Origin of the sequence: Micromonospora sp. M61, assembly GCF_018070245.1 — a bacterium.
Taxonomy (GTDB): Bacteria; Actinomycetota; Actinomycetes; order Mycobacteriales; family Micromonosporaceae; genus Micromonospora; species Micromonospora zamorensis.
The window spans coordinates 1-19268 of record NZ_JAGPYA010000073.1 but is presented as its reverse complement, the minus strand read 5'-3'; the positions used below and the strand labels follow the sequence as shown (position 1 = coordinate 19268).

The 19268-nt window shown below is 71.4% G+C and carries 17 protein-coding genes; all 17 read right to left on the bottom strand.

The features are described 5' to 3' along the window. Positions 1–153: 153 nt before the first annotated feature. Complete coding sequence (locus KBX34_RS29160) at positions 154–1221, bottom strand: polyprenyl synthetase family protein (RefSeq protein WP_088949634.1); 1068 nt, start codon at positions 1219–1221, stop codon at positions 154–156. Continuing rightward, entirely contained in the window at positions 1218–2633 is a 1416-nt protein-coding gene (locus KBX34_RS29155; RefSeq protein WP_099856471.1) for an alkaline phosphatase family protein, read from the bottom strand. Before KBX34_RS29155 ends, KBX34_RS29160 begins: the two co-directional genes overlap by 4 nt. After that, positions 2630–3829 carry a metabolite traffic protein EboE gene (eboE, locus tag KBX34_RS29150; protein ID WP_210928165.1) on the bottom strand — a complete coding sequence of 400 codons (1200 nt, stop codon included), beginning with the start codon at positions 3827–3829 and terminating at the stop codon, positions 2630–2632. The genes KBX34_RS29155 and eboE overlap by 4 nt, the downstream gene beginning before the upstream one ends. Next, positions 3829–4683, bottom strand: a complete 855-nt coding sequence (locus KBX34_RS29145) for a TatD family hydrolase (RefSeq protein ID WP_210928156.1) — start codon at positions 4681–4683, stop codon at positions 3829–3831. Before KBX34_RS29145 ends, eboE begins: the two co-directional genes overlap by 1 nt. Further along, positions 4684–5292 carry an EboA domain-containing protein gene (locus KBX34_RS29140; protein WP_141910727.1) on the bottom strand — a complete coding sequence of 203 codons (609 nt, stop codon included), beginning with the start codon at positions 5290–5292 and terminating at the stop codon, positions 4684–4686. Between the two features lie 52 nt (positions 5293–5344). Then, positions 5345–6313, bottom strand: a complete 969-nt coding sequence (locus tag KBX34_RS29135; RefSeq protein ID WP_210928150.1) for a sugar phosphate isomerase/epimerase — start codon at positions 6311–6313, stop codon at positions 5345–5347. Continuing rightward, positions 6310–7269, bottom strand: coding sequence for an SCO3242 family prenyltransferase (locus KBX34_RS29130; protein ID WP_210928148.1), 960 nt, complete (start codon positions 7267–7269; stop codon positions 6310–6312). The genes KBX34_RS29135 and KBX34_RS29130 overlap by 4 nt, the downstream gene beginning before the upstream one ends. Further along, the gene (locus KBX34_RS29125; RefSeq protein ID WP_141910730.1) at positions 7253–8419 is read right to left on the bottom strand and encodes an inositol-3-phosphate synthase; all 1167 of its coding nucleotides are present in this window, start codon (positions 8417–8419) and stop codon (positions 7253–7255) included. The genes KBX34_RS29130 and KBX34_RS29125 overlap by 17 nt, the downstream gene beginning before the upstream one ends. A 624-nt stretch (positions 8420–9043) precedes the next feature. Next, positions 9044–10219: a Gfo/Idh/MocA family protein gene (locus tag KBX34_RS29120; RefSeq protein WP_370453101.1), complete on the bottom strand. Its 1176-nt coding sequence runs from the start codon at positions 10217–10219 to the stop codon at positions 9044–9046. Between the two features lie 54 nt (positions 10220–10273). Next, the gene (locus tag KBX34_RS29115; RefSeq protein WP_210928144.1) at positions 10274–11326 is read right to left on the bottom strand and encodes a substrate-binding domain-containing protein; all 1053 of its coding nucleotides are present in this window, start codon (positions 11324–11326) and stop codon (positions 10274–10276) included. A gap of 98 nt (positions 11327–11424) precedes the next feature. Beyond that, the gene (locus KBX34_RS29110) at positions 11425–12552 is read right to left on the bottom strand and encodes an ABC transporter permease (RefSeq protein WP_099856484.1); all 1128 of its coding nucleotides are present in this window, start codon (positions 12550–12552) and stop codon (positions 11425–11427) included. Next, complete coding sequence (locus KBX34_RS29105) at positions 12549–14057, bottom strand: sugar ABC transporter ATP-binding protein (protein WP_210793583.1); 1509 nt, start codon at positions 14055–14057, stop codon at positions 12549–12551. Before KBX34_RS29105 ends, KBX34_RS29110 begins: the two co-directional genes overlap by 4 nt. A 193-nt stretch (positions 14058–14250) precedes the next feature. Then, the gene (locus KBX34_RS29100; protein WP_231927121.1) at positions 14251–15447 is read right to left on the bottom strand and encodes an ROK family protein; all 1197 of its coding nucleotides are present in this window, start codon (positions 15445–15447) and stop codon (positions 14251–14253) included. A 243-nt stretch (positions 15448–15690) separates the two neighbouring features. Further along, complete coding sequence (locus KBX34_RS29095) at positions 15691–16716, bottom strand: YihY/virulence factor BrkB family protein (protein ID WP_210928142.1); 1026 nt, start codon at positions 16714–16716, stop codon at positions 15691–15693. Between the two features lie 64 nt (positions 16717–16780). Next, the gene (locus tag KBX34_RS29090) at positions 16781–17590 is read right to left on the bottom strand and encodes an ABC transporter permease (protein ID WP_210928141.1); all 810 of its coding nucleotides are present in this window, start codon (positions 17588–17590) and stop codon (positions 16781–16783) included. A 10-nt stretch (positions 17591–17600) separates the two neighbouring features. Beyond that, on the bottom strand, positions 17601–18398 hold the full coding sequence (locus tag KBX34_RS29085; protein ID WP_141912912.1) for an ABC transporter permease: 798 nt from the start codon (positions 18396–18398) through the stop codon (positions 17601–17603). A gap of 239 nt (positions 18399–18637) precedes the next feature. Next, entirely contained in the window at positions 18638–19180 is a 543-nt protein-coding gene (locus KBX34_RS29080) for a hypothetical protein (protein WP_210928139.1), read from the bottom strand. Positions 19181–19268 lie beyond the last annotated feature (88 nt).

Genomic DNA, 19268 nt, shown 5'->3' with positions numbered 1-19268 from the left:
GGTGATGGTGGGGGTCGATGGGTTACCGCGCCGCCGGTTCACCTCGACGAAACATTGTCGTGTTGGTCACGACACTAAGTTGGACGTGTCGATGTGTCCATACCTTCCGGCGATTCAGCATCAACTTTCGTCGATCTGATCGAAAGTTGCCGGTCAGGCCCGGCGGTCGATCGCCTGCCCGGCCAGCGCGACCAGCGCCGAGCGAGCCTCGTCGGCCACCGTCGCGGCCCGCAGGGCGACGAGCGCCGCCTCCGTCCGCACCCGGATCATCTGCTCGATCCGTTCTCGGGCACCGGTCGCCTCGATGATCGCGCGCAGCTCCGCCGCGCCGTCGGCGTCCAACGCCGGATTGCCGAACAGCTCCCGCAGCCGGGCGGTCTGCGACCGGTCGGCGGCACTGCGGGCCAGCGCCATCATCACCGTGGGCTTGCCCTCGCGCAGGTCGTCCAGGACCGACTTGCCGGTGACCGCCGGGTCCCCGAAGACACCCAGCACGTCGTCGCGGAGCTGGAACGCGTCGCCCAGCGGGTCACCGAACTCGCCCAGCGCGGCGATCAACTCCGGGCCGGCGCCGGCCAGGGCCGCACCGATCTGGAGCGGCCGGGTGACCGTGTACCGGGCAGCCTTCATCCGTATCACGGTGAGCGCACTGGCCACCGAGCCGTCACCCACACCCGAGACCAGGTCCAGGTACTCCCCCGCGATCACCTCGGTACGCATCAGCGCGAACACGCCGTACCCCCGGTGCACCTGTTCGGTGCTCAGCCCGCACTCGTGGAACATCTGATCCGACCAGGCCGCGCAGAGGTCCCCGCAGAGCAGCGCCGTGTTACGGCCGTACGCCTCGGGGTCACCACGCCAGGACGAGCGGGCGTGCAGGTCGGCGAAGAGCCGGTGCACCGACGGCTCACCCCGGCGGCGGTCGCTGCCGTCCAGGATGTCGTCGTGGATCAGCGCGAACGCGTGGAACAGCTCCAGGGCAGCGGCCGCCACCACGATCGGGGTGCCGTCGGCCGCGCCCGCCCCGCGCCAGCCCCAGTAGCAGAAGAGCGGGCGCAACCGTTTGCCACCGGCCAGCACGAACCGTTGCAGGGCGGTGAACACGCCGCGCGGCGCGCCGTCGGGCCAGTCCGGGCCCTGCCGTTCGAGGAACCCGGCCAGCTCCGCGTCGAAGCGCGCCCGCAACCCGCTCGCGTCGGTGGGCGCAACGGTGACCGTCATGCCCCCTCCCCCGGCCCGCCCGTACCGCCGGCGCCCAACCCGGCCAACTCCAGCAGCAGCGCCTTGACCTCGGTGGCCGCGATCCGGTCCCGGGCGGCCGTCGGGTCGGAGCAGAGCAGCACCGGGGCGTCCGCCGGGTCGTCCGGCAGCCGCCCGTGCGAGCCCCGTACCGCCTGCGCGCCGGCGTCCAGGCCGACAGCGCTCATCAGGTACCGCATGCCGAGCTTCTTTCGGGCCAGGGCCACCCCGGCGCGGGCCTTCGCGGCACCGGGGTTGGCCGGGTCGAAGAACAGCTCGGCCGGGTCGTAACCCGGCTTCCGATGAATTTCCACGAGGCGGGCGAAGTCCGGCGCCCGGGCGTCGTCCAGCCAGTAGTAGTAGGTGAACCAGGCGTCCGGCTCGGCCACCAGCACCAGCTCACCGGCGCGCGGGTGGTCCAGACCGTGCGCGGCCTTGCCCTCGGCGTCGAGCACTTCGGCCACCCCGGGCAGGTTGGCGCAGAGCTTCGCCACCGCCGGCACGTCGGCCGGGTCCTTGACGTAGACGTGGGCAATCTGGTGGTCGGCGACCGCGAACGCCTTCGACGTCCACGGGTCGAGGTATTCCATGCCGGCCTGGGTGTGCACCCGCAGCAGCCCTTCGGCGCGCAGCAGCCGGTTGACGTCCACCGGCCGGGACACGTCGGTGATGCCGTACTCGGAGAGCACCACCACTGTGGCGTCGCGCGCCCGGGCGGCGTCCAGCAGTGGCCCGAGCACCGCGTCCAGCTCGGCTGCCGCCGCGGCGGCCTGGGCCGACGAGGGACCGAACCGTTGCAGGTCGTAGTCCAGGTGCGGGACGTAGACCAGGGTCAGGTCGGGTGACACGTCGGCGAGGATCTGCTCGGCCGCCTGGCAGATCCACCGCGACGACGGCAACCCGGCCGTCGGCCCCCAGTAGGTGAACAGCGGGAAGGTGCCCAGCCGCCCGGTGAGCGCGTCGTGCAGCTCCGGCGGGTCGGTGTAGCAGTCCGGCTCCTTGCGCCCGTCGGCGTAGTAGACGGGGCGTGGCGTGACCGTCCAGTCGACGTCCGCACCCATGGCGTACCACCAGCAGACGTTGGCGACGGTGTAGCCCGGCTCGGCCTTGCGGGCCGCCTGCCAGAGCTTCTCCCCGCCGACCAGCGCGTTGTGCTGCCGCCACAGCAGCACCTCGCCCAGCTCCCGGAAATACCACCCGTTGCCGACGATCCCGTGCCCGCTGGGCGGCTCGCCGGTGAGGAAGGTGGACTGCACCGAGCAGGTCACGGCGGGCAGCACGGTGCCCAGCTCGGCCCGGAAGCCGCCGTCGGCGACCCCTCGCAGTCGAGGCATGTGCGCCAGTAGTCGGGGCGTCAACCCCACCACGTCGAGGACCACCAGTCGCCGGCTCATCGCGTCACCCCCATGCTCACGGATCGCTCTGTGGTCAGGCCGAGGCCGACCAGTTCGTCCCGGGCGAAGGCCAGCTCCGCGGCGATGCCCGCGGCCAGCTCCGCGTCGGTGCCGGGCCGTCGTGCCGCCGGCAGCACCCCCCAGGTGTACGTCTCGACGTCGAGGTGGTCGCAGCCAGCGGTCGGGCCGTCGAAGAGCGCTCTCAGGGCCGCGCGAAGAACCGGCAGGGTCGAGCCGAGCGGTTCCTCGGGCGGGGCGTGCAGTGGCACGTGGTAGTGCACCCGCCACGGCCCGGGTAGCGCCCTGTCCAGTGCCTCGTCCAGGTCGTCGGCCGCGTACGCCGGGTCGGCCGGGTCGGCCAGACCGGCGCAACCGGCGCCCCGGGTCTGGTGCAGGAAGCGTGGCTCCACCCAGCGGCGCAACGCCTCGGCCCCACCATCCGGGTCGGTGGCCTCGACGGCGGCGGAGACCTGCACCTTCACCACCGGCAGTCCGGCCGCCCGCAGTCGTTCCAGTGCCTCGGCCGGCTCCTCCCAGGCGCAGGCCAGGTGGGCCAGGTCGAGACAGACGCCCAGCCGGTCGGTGTCCATCCCGGACAGCAGGTCGGCGGCCTGGCCGGTGCTCTCCACGACACAGCCGGGCTCCGGCTCGAAGGCGACCCGCACCTCCCGGCCGGTGTCGCGCTGCACGGCGGCCAGGCCGGCGGCCAGCTGGTCGAGCCGGAGTCGGGCCGCGTCCGCCCGGTCGGTGTCCCACGGTTGCCGCCAGGCCAGCGGCAGGGTGGAGATCGAGCCCCGAGCGGCGTCGTCGGGCAGCAGGTCCGCGAGCACCCGGGCCAGATTCAGCGTGTACGTCAGGCGCTGCTCGGTGGTCCAGTCCGGGTGGTACACGTCCTGCTTGACCACTGGGGCCTGGAAGGCCGCGTACGGGAAGCCGTTGAGGGTGACCACCTCCAGACCGCGCGCGTCAAGTTCGGTGCGCAACCGGCGGCGCAGCGTCGGGTCGGCGGCCAGCTCGGCGGCGACCGGGGCAGCCAGCCACAGGCCGAGCCCGAGCAGGTCACTGCCGAGCGCCTCGCGGACCGGCACGGCGTAGGTGTCCAGTTGACCGAGGATGCCGGCGAGGTCCTCGGCGGGGTGCACGTTGGTGCAGTAGCCGAGGTGGACGGTGTCGCCGCCGGCATGTCGCAGCCGCATCAGCTGCCGCCACGCAGGATCGAGTTGCCGGTCTGCGGGTCCACGGCGGTGACCTCCAGGTCGGTGAGGTCGAGCCGGCCGGACTGCCCGTAGAACTCCACCGGGTTGCGCCACAGCACCTGGTCGACGTCGTCGTCGCTGAACCCGGCCAGCAGCATCGCCTCGCCGGTGGCCCGGGTCAGCAACGGGTCAGAGCGCCCCCAGTCGGCGGCCGAGTTGACCAGAATCCGCTCCGTGCCGTACTCCCGCAGCAGCTCGACCATCCGTGACGGCGTCATCTTGGTGTCCGGGTAGATGGAGAAGCCCAACCAGCAGCCGCTGTCCCGGACCAGCTTGACGGTCACCTCGTTGAGGTGGTCGACCACCACGCGACCCGCCTCGATGCCGGATTCGGCGACCACGGCGAGGGTCCGTTCGCATCCGCGCGCCTTGTCCCGGTGCGGGGTGTGCACCAGCGCCGGCAGGTCGTACGCCACCGCCAGGGCGAGCTGTGCGGCGAACGCCTCGTCCTCCTCCGGCGTCATCGAGTCGTACCCGATCTCGCCGACCGCCACCACCGCGTCCTTGTCCAGGTAGCGGGGCAGCAGGTCGAGGACCGCGCGGCAGCGCGGGTCGTTGGCCTCCTTGGGGTTCAGGGCCACCGTGGCGAAGTGCCGCACCCCGAACTGACCGGCCCTGAACGGCTCCCACCCGATCAGCGAGTCGAAGTAGTCGGTGAACGAGGCGGCGCTGGTGCGCGGCTGACCCAGCCAGAACGAGGGCTCCACCACCGCGCGCACTCCGGCTGCGGCCATCCGTTCGTAGTCGTCGGTGGTGCGTGAGGTCATGTGGATGTGGGGGTCGAAGATGCGCATTCACGCCTCCCGGGGCAGTGCGGCGGTGAGCCGGTCGAGCAGGTCGGTGGCGTCGGCGGGCAGGTCCCGGCCGGCGGCGTGCCGTTCGGCGGCGAGCGCGGCCAGCATCGCGGCCAGTTCCCCGTCGGCCCGGGTGTCCAGGTCGGCCACCGCGGCGAGGGGGACGCCGCTGAACACGCACTTGAGCACCGCCTGCCGCCAGGCGGCCGGGTCGAGGTGCCGGGCGTACGGGCCGAGGGCTGCGGCGACCAACCGGGTGTCGTTGGTGCGGATCGCGTCGTGCAGCAGCGGCACGCCGGCGGCGCCGATCGGCAGCAGCGGCAGTGCCCGCAGCACGGCTCGCCGCTCGGCCGCGTCGCCGTGCCGGTAGAGGCTGTCGGCGTACGCCGCGTGGTCGCCGGGCAGCGCCGTGAGCAGCAGCACCCGGGCCGCGTCGTCGGCGGTCCAGCCGGGCGCTTCGGGCAACGCGCCCCGACCGCAACGCCGACCTGCGGCGGGGAAGAGCCGGGTGATCGCGGTGGGCTCGGTGGTGACCCGGCGCAGCGCCGTGTCCAACCAATCGGGATCGGGTACGCCTCGCAGCGCGGCCCGTAGTGAATCCGGTGTCATCCCGTCTCCTCCCTCTTGCTGCTACGCGGTGCCCGCCACCTTTGCTCTGCACCTACATATGCACCGGGGCCTCTTCGGTGGGTGTCGCCTCGGTGGGTGTCGCCTCGGTGGGTGCAGAGCAAAGGGTGCGGGCAGGGTGGTAATCGGTGGCCGCGGCGGCGCGCAGAAACTCGATCGACCGGGCGGCCACGGCGGGCGCGGCGTGCGAGTCCCGGGGCAGCTCGACGGCGACCAGGCCGCGGTAGCCGGCGTCGCGCAGGGCGGCCAGCACCGGCGGGAAGTCGATCTCGCCGACGCCGAACTCCAGGTGCTCGTGCACGCCCCGGCGCATGTCGTCGATCTGCACGTTGACCAGGTGGTCGGCCACCTCGGCGACGCACTGCGGCACCGACCAGGGCTCCAGGCACCGGCAGTGTCCGATGTCGAGGGTGATGCCGAAGCGGGCCGGGTAGTCGAGAGCGGCGTGCAGCCGACGCCAGTCGGCGATGTCCTGCACCAGCATGCCGGGCTCCGGTTCGAAGCCGAGGGTGACGCCGGCGGTGTCGGCCGCGTCGACCACTGTGGCGCAGCCGGCCACCAGCCGGTCCCAGGCGCACTGCTGCGACACCGCCTCGGGTCGGACACCGGCCCAGAACGAGACCGCCTCCGCGCCCAGGTCCGCACCGATTCGCACGGCCCGGCGCAGGAACTCGATCCGCCGGGTCGGGTCGTCGTGCAGCAACGTCGGAGCGTGTTTGTGCCACGGGTCGAGCAGGTAGCGGGCCCCGGTCTCGATCACCACGGCCAGTCCGAGCGCCTCCAACCGTTTGCCGACGGCGGCGACCCGGCGGGTGAGGCCGGGCGCGAACGGGTCCAGGTGGTCGTGGTCCAGGGTGAGCGCCACCCCGTCGTAGCCGAGGTCGGCGATGACGGCGAGCGCGTCGTCGAGCCGATGGTTGGCGAAGCCGTTGGTGCCGTACCCGAGGCGCAGCGTCGTGGCGTCGGCGGCCGGCGCACCGGGCCGGGGCTCGGGGATGCTCATGTCGGGGAGACCTTCCGGGCCAACCGTCGACCCAGCGGCGCGGCCGCCGCGACGGCCACCCCGAGCAGACCTGCTCCACCGCGCGCGGTGAGCGCCCCCTGGAGGGCGGGCAGACCGGTGATCCCGGCGCCGACGGCCGCGCGGACCCGCCCGGCCGACGGGTCCCGGACCACCTCGGCCTGGGCCGCGCCGTAGCGGGCGGCGTACCAGCCGGCCAGCACGGCGGGCAGCACCGCCGCGATCGTGGCCGACCGGCTGCGACCCGCGCGCCCACCGGCCTCGTCGACGGTCTCGATCTGGTCGGTGGCCTCGGCCTGGTTCGCCGTCCGGAGGGCTGCGCGTCGGGCGCCCGGCACGGCGACGGCGGCACTGGCGGCGACCAACGCGGTGCCCGCGAGGGTGCGCATCGGCAGGGTGGCGTCTGCGCCGGTGACCTCCCGGCGGGACAGTGCGGTGACCGTCCAGGTGTGCGCGGCGACCGTCACCGCCGCCGGCAACGCCCGGGTCACCCGCCCACCGGACGCGCCGAGCAGCACATCCAGCCCCCGGCAGGCGGCCATCACGGCCGGACCGGCGGCGGTGTTCTTGGCCAACAGGTCGTACCCCCAGATGGTGGCGGCCAGCGGCACGGCGAGCGCGACGGCGCGGCGACCGCCCACGGCGGCGGCCAGGCCCACGCCGGCGGCCGTGAGACCCGCCGCGAGGCCCACCGCGGCGGCCGGGGTGACCCGACCGCTGGGGATCGGCCGCTCGGGGCGTTCCACCGCGTCCAGGCCCCGGTCGGCCCAGTCGTTGGCGGCCATGCCGGCCCAGTAGAGCAGCACCGACGCGCCGGCCAGGGCGGGCGTACGCGGGCTCAGCGCGCCGGCCGCCGCCGCACCGGCGATCACGTCACCGGGCACCGAGAGCGCGGCCGGTGCCCGGACCAGCTCGGCGAGATCAGCCAACGTTGTCATGGACACCGTCCCCGCCGGCGTGCAGCTGCCGGGTGAAGTCGCTCAGCCGGGCCCACTGCTCGCCCAGCGAGTGGGTGGGCGAGCCGAGCGGGTCCTTGAAGAAGAAGCCCAGCTCGGCCAGCGGCCCCACCTGCCCGGCGGCGTGCGCGGCGGCGGTGAGCCGGGCCAGGTCGAGCACCAGCGGCGCGGCCAGCGCGGAGTCGCAGCCGTGCCAGGTGAACTCCATCCGCATGCCGGTGCCGAGGAAGCCGGCGAAGGTGATCAGATCCCAGGCGGTCTTGAAGTCGCCCAGATCCTCGACGTACTCGATGCGGGTGCCGCCCTGCGGGACGTAGCCCAGCGTCTCGCCGAGCACCCGCTGCTTGCTCTGCACCTTCGCCGCGTTGGCCGCCGGGTCGGCGAGGGTGGCGCCGTCGCCACCGCCCAGCAGGTTGACCCCGGACCAGGAGCGCACGGCCAGGTTGCGCATCGCGAACATCGGCGCGAGCACCGACTTGACGAGGGTCTCCCCGGTCTTGCCGTCATGCCCGGCGTACGGCAGTCGGGCCTCCTCGGCCAGCGCGGCCAGCGCCGGCAGCCGCAGCCCGGTGGACGGGGTGAAATCGACGTACGGGCAGCCGGCCAGCACCGCCGCGTACGCGTAGAGGGAGCTGACCGGCAGCACCTCGTCCGGCCCGGCGAGGGCGGCGCGCAACGCGGCCGGGTCGGCGTGCCCGGGGTGCGGCTCCGGTGCCGGTTCGGTGGCGGAGACGTTGACCACCACCACCCGGTCCAGGTGGTGCCGCTCACGGAAGCTGGTGAGGTCGCGGACCACGGCGTCGGCCCGGTCGGCCTGGGTGGCACCGACCGGCGCCGGGCGCAGCTCCTGCTCGACCGCGTTCAGCTCGTCGGGGAGCGCGGCGACCAGCCGCCAGGGGATGACACCGGCGTCGGCGAGGGCCTCGGCGCGCTTGGACAGCGGGGTGGTGGCCAGGTCGTGCCCGCCGAAGACGAGGTCGGCGAAGCTCGGCAGGGCGGGGCCACGCAGCTCGGGCAGCTCGGTGACGCAGCCGGTGGGCCCGGCCAGGCCAGCCCGCAGCGCGAGCCCCCCGACGATGCTGGTGGTCGCGACGGAACCGCGCGCTCCTACCAGCCAGACACCTGTTCGCATGGTGCTCCTTCCCCGTTCACGAGGAACCGCGATACCGCTAAATATAGGAATATCAGAATATGTTTCGGAAAGATACGCCCCGGTTTTGCGGGGCCCCGTCCGCCCGTCCCACACCGGTTTGGCACCGGGTTCCGACGTCGGCGTCGGCGGCGACGACGCCGGACCGGTTTCCGGTCCGGGCGCGGGCAGACGGGGCTTGGTAGACAGGGTCGGGTCGGCGTCTCGACCCTGTCTCCCCCGCACCCGACCGGCCGGGGCGCTGATGCGTCCCGACCGGGCGTCTCAGGCCGCCGTGCCCACCAGGTCACCGACCGCAGCACGACCCGCCGGACGTCGGCGGGTGGTTGCGGTACGGGTGGGGGCAGCGGCGGGCGGTGCCATCAGGTCCTCCGGATCTCCGGATTGGTGGCGGTCCTCCGGTGCGGCCGGGGAATCCCGGTCCGGTCGCACCGGACGACCGTCCTGCTCGTGCGCCACCGGGCCGCAGTGCCCGGCCGCACGCTCTCCGACGCCGACCTAGTCCCGGCCGCGGGGCGCAATCCGCGGTCGGTCCCTCGCCGGTCGGCTTCGGGAAGCTGGTAGGGCGATGGTGGTGCGATCACCACCATCGCGGATGGTCGATGGTCAGACGGCCGCCGCGATCAGCGCCGGCTCCACCTCGGTCCAGGAGGAACCGAGTTCCGCCGAGCGGGTCACCGCGTCCAGCACCAGCTGGACCTGCAACGCGTCGGCGAAGGACGGAGTCGGGTCGACGCCGGTGGCGACCGCCTCGATGAAGTCGCGCATCTCGTGCGTGAACGAGTGCTCGTAGCCGATGATGTGGCCCGGAGGCCACCACGCCGACATGTACGGGTGCTCGCCCTCGGTCACCAGGATGCGGCTGAAACCCTGCTCTACGCTCGGCCTGGTGGCGTCGTAGAACTCCAGCTCGTTGAGCCGCTCCAGGTCGAAGATCACGCTGCCCAGCGAGCCGTTGATCTCGACACGCAACGCGTTCTTGCGACCGGTGGCGAACCGGCTCGCCTCGTACGTGGCCAGGGCGCCGCCGTCGAGCCGTGCCACGAAGACCGCGGCGTCGTCGACGGTGACCGGCCCGGTCGGCGCGGTGTGGCCGTCCACAGTGGCCGCGAGACCACTCGACTCGGCCGGCAACGGCCGTTCCTTGACGAACGTCTCGGTGACCGCGCTGACCCCGCTGATCTTCTGGCCGGTGACGAACTGGGTCAGATCGATGATGTGCGCACCGATGTCACCGAGCGCGCCGGAGCCCGCCCTGTCTTTCTGCAACCGCCAGACCAGCGGGAACTGCGGGTCCACGATCCAGTCCTGCAGGTACGTCGCACGGACGTGTCGAATCACCCCGAGTCGTCCGTCGGCGACCAACTGGCGCATCATCGTGACCGCGGGGACCCGGCGGTAGTTGAACCCGCACATCGACCGCACCCCGGAGGCCCGGGCGAGTTCCGCCGCAGCGGTCATCGCCCGTGCCTCCGCCACCGTGTTGGCCAACGGCTTCTCGCACAGGACGTGCTTACCGGCGGCCAACGCGGCGAGCGCGATCTCGGCGTGACTGTCGCCCGGTGTGCAGACATCGATCACGTCGATGTCGTCCCGGTTGATCAGGTCACGCCAGTCCGTGGTGTACGCGTCCCAGCCGAGCCGGTCGGCGGCATCCGCCACCTTCGTTGTGTCTCGACCGCAGATCAGCGCCATCCGGGCCCGCGCCGGCAGGTCGAAGACGCGGTTCACCGTGCGCCACGCCTGTGAGTGCGCGGCGCCCATGAACGCGTAGCCGACCATGCCGACCCGCAGTTCTTTGTCTGTCGTGGACAAGGTGGGTCTCCCCCCGGTATGTCAGAACCCGAGCTTGTCGTAGCTGCTCGCGTTCTCCTTGGTGATCGTCTCGGAGGCCAGGGTTACTTCCTTGGGAACCTGCAGTTCCGTCAGGTCGCCCAGGCCCCGGCCCTGCGCGACGAGCCGCGCGAGGGAGACTGCCGACGAGGCCATCGACGGGTTGTACGTGACCGTTGCCTTGAGCACGGTGTTGTCGGCCTTGATCGCGTCGATCGCGAGCTTCGAGCCGGCGCCGCCGACCATGAAGAACTCAGACCGGTTGGCCTGCTTGATGGCGGCCAGCACACCGATGCCCTGGTCGTCGTCGTGGTTCCAGACCGCGTCGATCTTCGGCAGCGCCTGGAGCAGCTGGGCCGCCTCACGCTGGCCGCTGTCCGAGGTGAACTCGGCGGAGCGACGGTTGTTCACCTTGAACCCGTAGGTCGCCAGGGCCGCCGCGAAGCCGGCGCTGCGCTCGACGGTCAGCGGGATCTCCAGGCCGGCGATCTCACCGATCACCGGGTTGGCGATGCCCTTGGCCTTGAGCTGCTTGCCGATGAAGTGCCCGGCCGAGACGCCCATGCCGTAGTTGTCGCCCTTGATGACCAGCCGCGAGGCCAGCGCGTCGGGGAACGCCCGGTCGAGGTTCACGATCGGGATGCCCGCCTGCATCGCCTGGAGGGCAACGGCGTTGACCTCCTTGCCGTCGTGCGGCAGCACGACGATGATGTCCGGCTTCTGGGCGATCAGGGTGCCGAGCGTGGAGCGCTGGGCCTCGGAGTTCGACCCACCGTCGACCTCCTTGAACTCCACGTCCGAGTAGGCCGCGGCCTGAGCCTTGGCGTTGGCGTGGATCGCACCCATCCAGCCGTGGTCGGCGGCCGGCGCGGAGAAGCCGATGACGACCTTCTTGCCCGGCGCGTTGTTGCCGGCGCTGTCTCCGGCGGCCTTGGTCTGGGTGCTGGCTGCCGGCGTCTCGTTGCTGGTGCAGGCGGTGAGAAGGGTGGCGGCGCCTACTGCGGCTCCACCGAAGAGCAACCGGCGGCGCGACAGGTCGCGACTGTGCTGGGTCATGAATGACCTCCTGGGAGCGGGATTTGAGTTGGTGAGGGTGTGCGAGGCCCGGCCACTGTCGAATTTCTCGACGTCGCCCGGGACAACGGTGCGGTGCGTCAGGTAGCGGTGGTGACCCTGTTCCGCGCGAGGAGCCGAGTGACGGACTTGAACTGGAACTGCTGGACCAGGACGGCGGCGACGATGATGCCGCCCTTGACCATGTTCTGCGCCTCGATGGAGAGGCCGTTGATGGCGAAGAGGTTGGTGATCGTGGCGAAGATGATGACGCCGAGCAGGGAGCCGACGATCGTGCCCCGACCACCGCTGAGCAGCGTTCCACCGATGATGGCCGCGGCGATCGCGTCCAACTCGTACAGGTTGGCCATCGCCGCCTGCGCCGAGGTGGCCTGCGAGGTGAGCATGATGGCGGCGATGCCGCAGCACAGACCGGAGAGCGCGTAGAGCAGCATGGTGTGGCGGCGGACGTTGATGCCGGCCAGCCGTGCCGCCTCCGGGTTACCGCCGACGGCGATGGTCCGCCGGCCGAAGGTCGTCCGGTTGAGCACGACCCACCCGGCCAGCACCACCGCGCCGAGGATGTAGACGAGGATCGGAATACCGATCACCTTGCGCGCCGCGATGTCGTTGATGAAGGTGCTGCTCGACACCTGGGTCTGCTTGTTGGAGATCGACGCCGCGAGGCCCCGCGCCGCCACCAGCATCGCGAGCGTCGCGATGAACGGCACCAACCGCCCGTACGAGATGAGCACCCCGTTGACCAGACCGACACAGATGCCGACCGCGAGGGCCGTGAAGATCATCCCACCGGCGCCGTAGCTCTGGGTGGCCACCGTGGTGCACCAGACGCCGGCCAGCGCGACGATCGCCCCGACCGACAGGTCGATGCCACCGCCGATGATCACGAACGTCATACCGACCGTCACCACGCCGACGACCGAGGCGAGCTGAAGGATGGCCAGGACGTTGTTCCAGACCCAGTTCGGGTCACCGTAGAGATCCGGCTTGGTCACCGCACCAACCACGATCAGTGCGGCCAACACACCGATCAGACCGAGGTTGCGCTTGGCGCCGTCGCCGCCGTCGCCCCGCCACCAGGAGAGCCGACCCGCGGATGCTGCTTTATCGCCGGCCACCGCCGTCTCCGCCGGGTCCACCGGCGGCGACTGCGCCGGAAGCTGCGGGCGCTCCGGTGTCGCGGTGGGAGTGGGAGTCGCGTCGCTCATGCCGGTGCGCCTTCCATCAAGGACCCCGCCATCACGAGGTCAAGCACAGTGTTCTCGTCGAGTTCGCCGGCCGCGGCCTCGCGGACGACCCGCCCTTCCCGCATCACCAGCACCCGGTCGGACAGACCCAGCACCTCGGGCACCTCGCTGGAGACCAGCAGCACGCCGACGCCCTGGGCGGCCAACGCACGGATGACCTGGTAGAGCTCAGCCCGGGCGCCCACGTCCACGCCCCGGGTGGGCTCGTCGAGCAGCAACAACTTCGTGCCGCCGAGCAACCACCGCCCGACCACGACCTTCTGCTGGTTGCCGCCGGACAGCGTGCGTACCGGCCGGTCGACGTCCCGGGGCCGCAGCTCCAGGGTCTCGGCGATCCGGTCCGCCTCGGCGCGTTCCTTGGCGGCGTTGGTGAAGCCGAGCCGCGCGTACCGGCCGAAGGTGGCCAGCGTGACGTTGCGGTAGATCGGTTCACCGAGCAGCAGCGCCTGGCTCTTGCGTTCTTCCGGGGCCATCCCCATGCCGGCCCGCACCGCCGCGCCCACGCCGGGACGCAGCACCTTGCCGTTCATCCGGACCGAGCCGGCCTCCGCGAGACGGGCGCCGTAGATGGTCTCCAGCAGCTCGGAACGGCCGGAGCCGACCAGCCCGGCAATGCCGACGATCTCCCCGGCACGCACGTTCAGCGAGACGTCGGCGAACTCACCGGGCCGGGTCAACCCCTGCACCTGGAGCAGGTCGGCACCCGCGGCGTCGTCGCTCGGCCGGTCCGGGAAGACGTACTCGATGGTCCGGCCGGTCATCCGGCTGACCAGGTCGCGGGTCGGGGTGTCGCGCGCCGGCAGGTTGGCCGCGGTGGTCCGGCCGTCCTTGAGTACGGTGACCCGGTCGCCGATCTCGCGGATCTCCTCCAGGCGGTGGGAGATGTAGATGACGGCGATGCCCTGCGCGGTCAGCTCCCGGATGATCCGGAACAGATTGCCGACCTCGTCATGGGCCAGCACGGCGCTCGGCTCGTCCATGATGATCAGTCGGGCCTCGTGTGACAGCGCCCGGGCCATGCTGACGATCTGCTTGCCCGCCGCCGGCAGCGACCGGACCATCCGCCCGGGCGGGATCTCGCCGTGGCCGAGCCGACTGAGGATCTGCCGGGTGTGCCGGGCCATCCGGCCGCGCCGGACGAACCCGAAGCTGCGGTATTCGTGGCCGAGGAAGGCGTTCTCCGCCACCGACAGGTCCTCGACGAGGTCGAGCTCCTGGTAGATGGTGGCGATGCCGGCCTTCATCGCGGCCTGCGGGTTGGCGAACGTGGCCGGCTCGCCGCGCCACTCCACCTGCCCGGAATCCGGTTGGTGCACCCCGGAGAGCACCTTGATCAGGGTGGACTTGCCGGCGCCGTTCTGACCGAGCAGACAGTGCACCTCGCCGGCACGCACCTCCAGCTGCACACCATCGAGCGCGCGTACGCCGGGGAAGGTCTTGACCACATCGGTGAGGCGCAGGACCACCTCGCCCGCGACGGTGTCAGCGGGAGCCTCGACCAGCGGTGCCTCGGCGACGGCCTCAGCCGACGCGGTGGCGGCGTCATCCTCGGGCAGAGCCACAGTCTCCTCCTCGCTCACGACAGGATCTCGGTCAACTTCACGGCACCGGCCGCTGGTCGCGACTGCGGGGCTCGCGAGCCCGGCTCACTGCTCGCGCTCATGACGCCTCCGCGAAGGCGACGTCACTCGCGAGCACCGCCGCCCCGGTGACACCGGCACGGCCACCGAGCTCGGACAGCACAACGGGCAGGTTGCCGGTGGCCAACGGCAGCGACCGGCGGTAGACCACGCTGCGGATCTCGGCGAGCAGGATGTGCCCGAGCTGGGCCAACCCGCCGCCGATCACGATCATCGACGGGTTGGTGAAGCTGACCAGGCCGGCGAGCACACCGCCGACCCGCCGTCCGCCGTCACGGATCAGCTGGATGCAGGCCACGTCTCCCTCGACGGCGCCCTCGGCGACGTCGAGGGCCGTCACCACACCGCGCAGCGTCATCCGCTCGGCGAGCGCCGGCGAGACGCCACTGCGGGCGGCCGCGGTGGCCTCCTTGGCGAGCGCGGCACCGCTGAACAGCGCCTCCAGGCAACCGATGTTGCCGCAGGAACACATCGGACCGTGCGAGTCGACCTGGATGTGGCCGATGTCGCCGGCGCAACCGTCGGTGCCCCGGTAGACCTCGCCGGTGAGGTAGATGCCGCACCCGATGCCGGTGCCGATCTTCACGAAGAGGAAGTCGTCCACCGAGTGGGCGACCCCGCCGTGCCGCTCACCGATCGCCATGATGTTGACGTCGTTGTCGACCACCGCCGGGCAGCCGTGCTCTCGGCTGAGCAGCTCGCGCACCGGGAACCGGTCCCAGCCCGGCATGATCGGCGGCGAGACCGGAACGCCGTCGCGGAAGCTGACCGGGCCGGGTACGCCGATGCCGACCGCGTCCAACCGCTCGTACGCGCCGTCGACCCGGGCCTTGTGCAGCAACTCGTTGACCCGTTGCAGGGTCACCTTCGGGCCGTTGCGGATGTCGGCGGCCTCGCCGTAGTGGGCCACCGGTTCGAGGCGGCCGTTGACCACCTCGATGTCTATCGAGCTGGCGCCGAGGTCGACGGCGGCGAAGCGGAGCTTCGGGTTGAGCTCCACCAGGGTCGAGCGACGCCCACCTCGGGAGGCGGCCAGCCCCGCCTCGGCGACGTAGCCCAGCGCGACCAGACGTTCCAGCTCGGCCAGCATGCGCGGGCGCGGCATCTGGAGCCGGTCGCCCAGCTCGGCCCGGGACACGGCCCCCTCGTCGCGGAGCAACCGCAACAGTCGTACGTGCAGGGGATCGACGGTCCGCAACGGGGGCCACCTCTTCATCAGCCTCGTTCACATCGACGTCATGTCGATGTGTTGTGTCCGACACAGTAGGAGCGTTCCGCGCCGCCTGTCCAGAGCTTCAACCGTTCCGAGACCAACTTTTGTCCGAAAGAACAAAAGCTACTAGTCGATCAAGAAAAGGATCACGGGCCGCCCGCATCCGCTTGCCAGCAGTTCCATCGATGGACACGAAATCGCCCCGCCAGCCGGACGTGCGGTGGCGGGGCGATTCGTGCGAGGCGGTCAGCTGCGGCCGGCGGATCCCCTCTTCTTGCGAAGCTTGCGGTCGTCGCGCAGCTCGACGTACGGCTCGTCGTCGACGTCGTGACCCGCCTCGATGGCGCGGCCCCGCTCCAACTCGGCGTCGAACTCGGCACCCAGCAGGATCGCGATGTTGCTCAGCCAGAGCCAGACCAAGAAGATGATCACGCCGGCGAGCGCCCCGTACGTCTTGTTGTACGAGCCGAAGTTGCTCACGTAGAAGGCGAACAGCCCGGAGATCACCAGCCAGATCACCACGGCCAGCACCCCGCCCGGGCTGACCCAGCGGAAGCCGCCGTGCCGCGCGTTCGGCGAGGCCCAGTAGAGGATCGCGAACATCAGGCTGACCAGGATCAGCAGGACCGGCCACTTGGCGACGTCCCACACCGCGACGGCCGTCGAGCCCAGCCCGATCACGTCACCGACCGATTCGGCGAGACGACCGGTGAAGACCACGATCACCGCGCTGACCAGCAGCAACACCCCGACCACCGCGGTCACGCCGAGCCGGATCGGGAGCGTCTTCCAGATCGGCCGGCCCTCCGGCACGTCGTAGATGGTGTTCGAGGCGCGCATGAACGCGCCGATGTAACCGGACGCGGACCAGAACGCGGCCAACAGACCGATGATCGCCGCGACGCTGGCCAGACCGCCGTTCTGCTGGGCGGTGTCGATCGCTTCCTCGATGATCTTCTGGATGCTGTCGTTCGGCACTGCCTGGTTGACGGTGTCCTTGACGCCCTGGGTGGCGCTCTTGCCGAGCAGGCCGAGGAGGGAGATCAGCACCAGCAGGCCGGGGAAGATGGACAGCACCCCGTAGTAGGTCAACGCCGCCGCCCAGTCGGTCAGGCTGTCGTCCTGGAACTCGCGGACCGTCCGGCGCAGCGCCGCCTTCCAACCGCTGCCGGGCAGATCGGTGGGGCTGTCCGGCCCCGCGTCGGGCCCGACCGGCGCGTTCGCGGGATCACGCTCCCGCTCCCGCTGGGCGGAAGACTCGTCCGAGGCCATCGCCCCTCCTCTTCGTCGGTGGTGTCACCACCGGACATGCCCCGTGAACGCGCGCGGATAACCCCTACTTGTAGAGCAACCTGCCCATCCGACGGGAGGCCACGAACAGGCCGACCGCCAGCATCGCCAGCAGGTAGAGCACGTCGAGCACCCAGACCCAGCCACCGCCGCCCAGCGCGACCCCACGGATCAGGTGCACCGACCGGTACAGCGGGGTGACCTCGACCAGCCAGTGCAGCAGAGTCGGGTAGGCCTGCGCCGGCACGAAGGTGCCGGAGAACAGGAACAGCGTGAACTGCGCGGAGCCCACCAGGTCGAAATCCTGCCAGCTGCGCATGAAGGTGGAGATCGCCATGCCGAGCGCCCCGAACGCGAACCCGACCAGCACCGCGGCCGGTAGGGCGGCCAAGGCGCGGCCGACGCTGGTCAGATCCAGAGCGACCATCACCCCGAGGAACGCGGCCGAGTAGGCGCTGCCCCGCAGCATCGCCCAACCCAGCTCGCCAACGGCGATCTCGAACGGCCGTACCGGGGTGGCGATCATCCCGTCGTACAGCTTCATGTATTTCATCTTGCCGAAGAAGTTGAAGGTGGTCTCCGCGAGCGCCCCGGTCATCGCCGAGGACGCGAGCATCGCCGGGGCCACGAACTCCGCGTACGAGACCAGTCGGCCGTCGGGCAGCGGCAGATCGCCGACGAGCGCCCCCACGCCCACCCCGATGGAGAGCAGATAGAGCAGCGGCTCCACGAAGCCGGACAGCAGCAGCAGCCAGTAGACCGCCTTCAGTGCCGAGAGGTTGCGCTCGACCACCGACGCCGACCGCCGGGACGCGGCGGAGACGTCGACCAGCCGGGGCAGAATCAGCGTGACCACGGCGGCCTCCCTAGACGACGAGCTTGCGACGGAACGTGCGCAACGCCAGCAGCCAACCGGCGACGGCCCAGGCGGCCAGGTAGAGCACATGCCCGGCGACCGACCACTGTGGGGCGATGCCGAGCGTGGCCGCGCGACACAGGTCGACGGCGTGCCACAGCGGCGTCACGTACGCCAGCCACCGCAGCGCGTCGGGCAGGGACTCGACCGGGAAGAACACCCCGGCGAAGAGCGTCATGGGGATGACGGCGAACCGGAACAGCATCGCGAGCCAACTGTCGCTGGACACCGACGCGGCGTACGCGAAGGTCGGCGCGGCGACGGCCAGCACGAGCAACGCGACCACCGGCAGGGTGACCACCGCCCACGGCGACCGCAGCGCCCCGAACAACCCGGTGACCAGCAGAAACGCCACGATCGTGGTGAGCACCCGGAACAGCACGAAGGCCAGGTGCCCGGCCACGATGTCGCCCACCCGCAGCGGCGACGCGCTCTGCGCGAAGTAGGTCTTGACCCACTGGAAGTTGCTGAACACCGGCCAGGTCGAGTCACCGACGGTCACCTGGAGCGCGGTCGAGGCGATCAGCCCGGGCACCAGCCAGTCGAGGTAACGCACCCCGCCGACGCCCTGGTCGATGTAGGCGCCGACGCCCAACCCGAAGCCGAGCACGGTCAGCACCGGCAGCAGGAACGACGAGAACACCCCGGCCCGCCAGGTGCGTCGTAGACCCACCAGATAGTGCTCGAAGACCGCGTACGCCGGCACCCACGGGAACCGCCCGCGCGTCGCTGTCGCCACGCTCACCACGACCACCCCCACCCACCGTGCCGACCACCACGACCTGTCTACCTCCGGGGTACGACAGGCCGCCGGTCACCCTACGACGCCCCCGGAGGCGTGTCGCCCGGGTTTCAGCGGCTTGATCGACACGGCTTCCCGGAAGTCGGGGTGTCCACGTTGCCCGGACAGCCCGACTTCCAGCAAGCGGAGCCGATCAACCCCCCGGGGCGGGTGCGCGCGCCATTCACGCCTGCCTCGCGTGCCGTTCAGGCCGGGCGGTAGGCGCGGACCAGCGCCTGCACGGCGTAACCGAGCAGCAGCACCCCCGCGCCGATGCCGACCACCCGACCCGCGGCGACCGCCGAGCCGAACGCGGCCACGAGCCCCGCCGCCGCCACCACGCACAGCGCGACACCGAGCGGCCTGAGCAGCGGGTCTCGCAGCAGCGGAGCGAGCGGGAAGAAGTGCAGCCCGACCACCGCGCAGACCAGCACCGGAATGTACTCGGCCCGGTCGGCGGCAGCCAGCAGGACGGCGCCCAGCCCGGCGGCGGCGAACTCGGCGACGACGATGAGCAGGTACCGCCGGTTGGTCGCCCGCTCCTGCGCACCGCCACCCTCGCCCCGGGGACGGCCAGACATCACACCGCCCAGCACGGCGGTGATCATGGACGCCACGCTGCCGACCACCAACAAGGCGCGCCACGGCTGCTCCACCGCCGGCACGCTGAACCAGACCGTGGCGAAGATGCCCAGGTAGAGGGCGGTCAGGCCGGCCTGATGCCGGCTGTTGGTCGGCATGTTGGACATGGAACCCCCGTGGTTGGCTGCTGAACGGGCGGATGCGCTCGCCGGGCTGGCGATGCTACGCAAGGTCACCTGCATCCACCGGCCCGTC

Excerpts from the sequence above, each read along its gene's own strand:
- KBX34_RS29160 (WP_088949634.1), bottom strand. The coding sequence starts at position 1,221 with ATGACGGTCACCGTTGCGCCCACCGACGCGAGCGGGTTGCGGGCGCGC.
- KBX34_RS29155 (WP_099856471.1), bottom strand. The coding sequence starts at position 2,633 with ATGAGCCGGCGACTGGTGGTCCTCGACGTGGTGGGGTTGACGCCCCGA.
- eboE (WP_210928165.1), bottom strand. The coding sequence starts at position 3,829 with ATGCGGCTGCGACATGCCGGCGGCGACACCGTCCACCTCGGCTACTGC.
- KBX34_RS29145 (WP_210928156.1), bottom strand. The coding sequence starts at position 4,683 with ATGCGCATCTTCGACCCCCACATCCACATGACCTCACGCACCACCGAC.
- KBX34_RS29140 (WP_141910727.1), bottom strand. The coding sequence starts at position 5,292 with ATGACACCGGATTCACTACGGGCCGCGCTGCGAGGCGTACCCGATCCC.
- KBX34_RS29135 (WP_210928150.1), bottom strand. The coding sequence starts at position 6,313 with ATGAGCATCCCCGAGCCCCGGCCCGGTGCGCCGGCCGCCGACGCCACG.
- KBX34_RS29130 (WP_210928148.1), bottom strand. The coding sequence starts at position 7,269 with ATGACAACGTTGGCTGATCTCGCCGAGCTGGTCCGGGCACCGGCCGCG.
- KBX34_RS29125 (WP_141910730.1), bottom strand. The coding sequence starts at position 8,419 with ATGCGAACAGGTGTCTGGCTGGTAGGAGCGCGCGGTTCCGTCGCGACC.
- KBX34_RS29120 (WP_370453101.1), bottom strand. The coding sequence starts at position 10,219 with ATGGTCGGCTACGCGTTCATGGGCGCCGCGCACTCACAGGCGTGGCGC.
- KBX34_RS29115 (WP_210928144.1), bottom strand. The coding sequence starts at position 11,326 with ATGACCCAGCACAGTCGCGACCTGTCGCGCCGCCGGTTGCTCTTCGGT.
- KBX34_RS29110 (WP_099856484.1), bottom strand. The coding sequence starts at position 12,552 with ATGAGCGACGCGACTCCCACTCCCACCGCGACACCGGAGCGCCCGCAG.
- KBX34_RS29100 (WP_231927121.1), bottom strand. The coding sequence starts at position 15,447 with ATGAAGAGGTGGCCCCCGTTGCGGACCGTCGATCCCCTGCACGTACGA.
- KBX34_RS29095 (WP_210928142.1), bottom strand. The coding sequence starts at position 16,716 with ATGGCCTCGGACGAGTCTTCCGCCCAGCGGGAGCGGGAGCGTGATCCC.
- KBX34_RS29080 (WP_210928139.1), bottom strand. The coding sequence starts at position 19,180 with ATGTCCAACATGCCGACCAACAGCCGGCATCAGGCCGGCCTGACCGCC.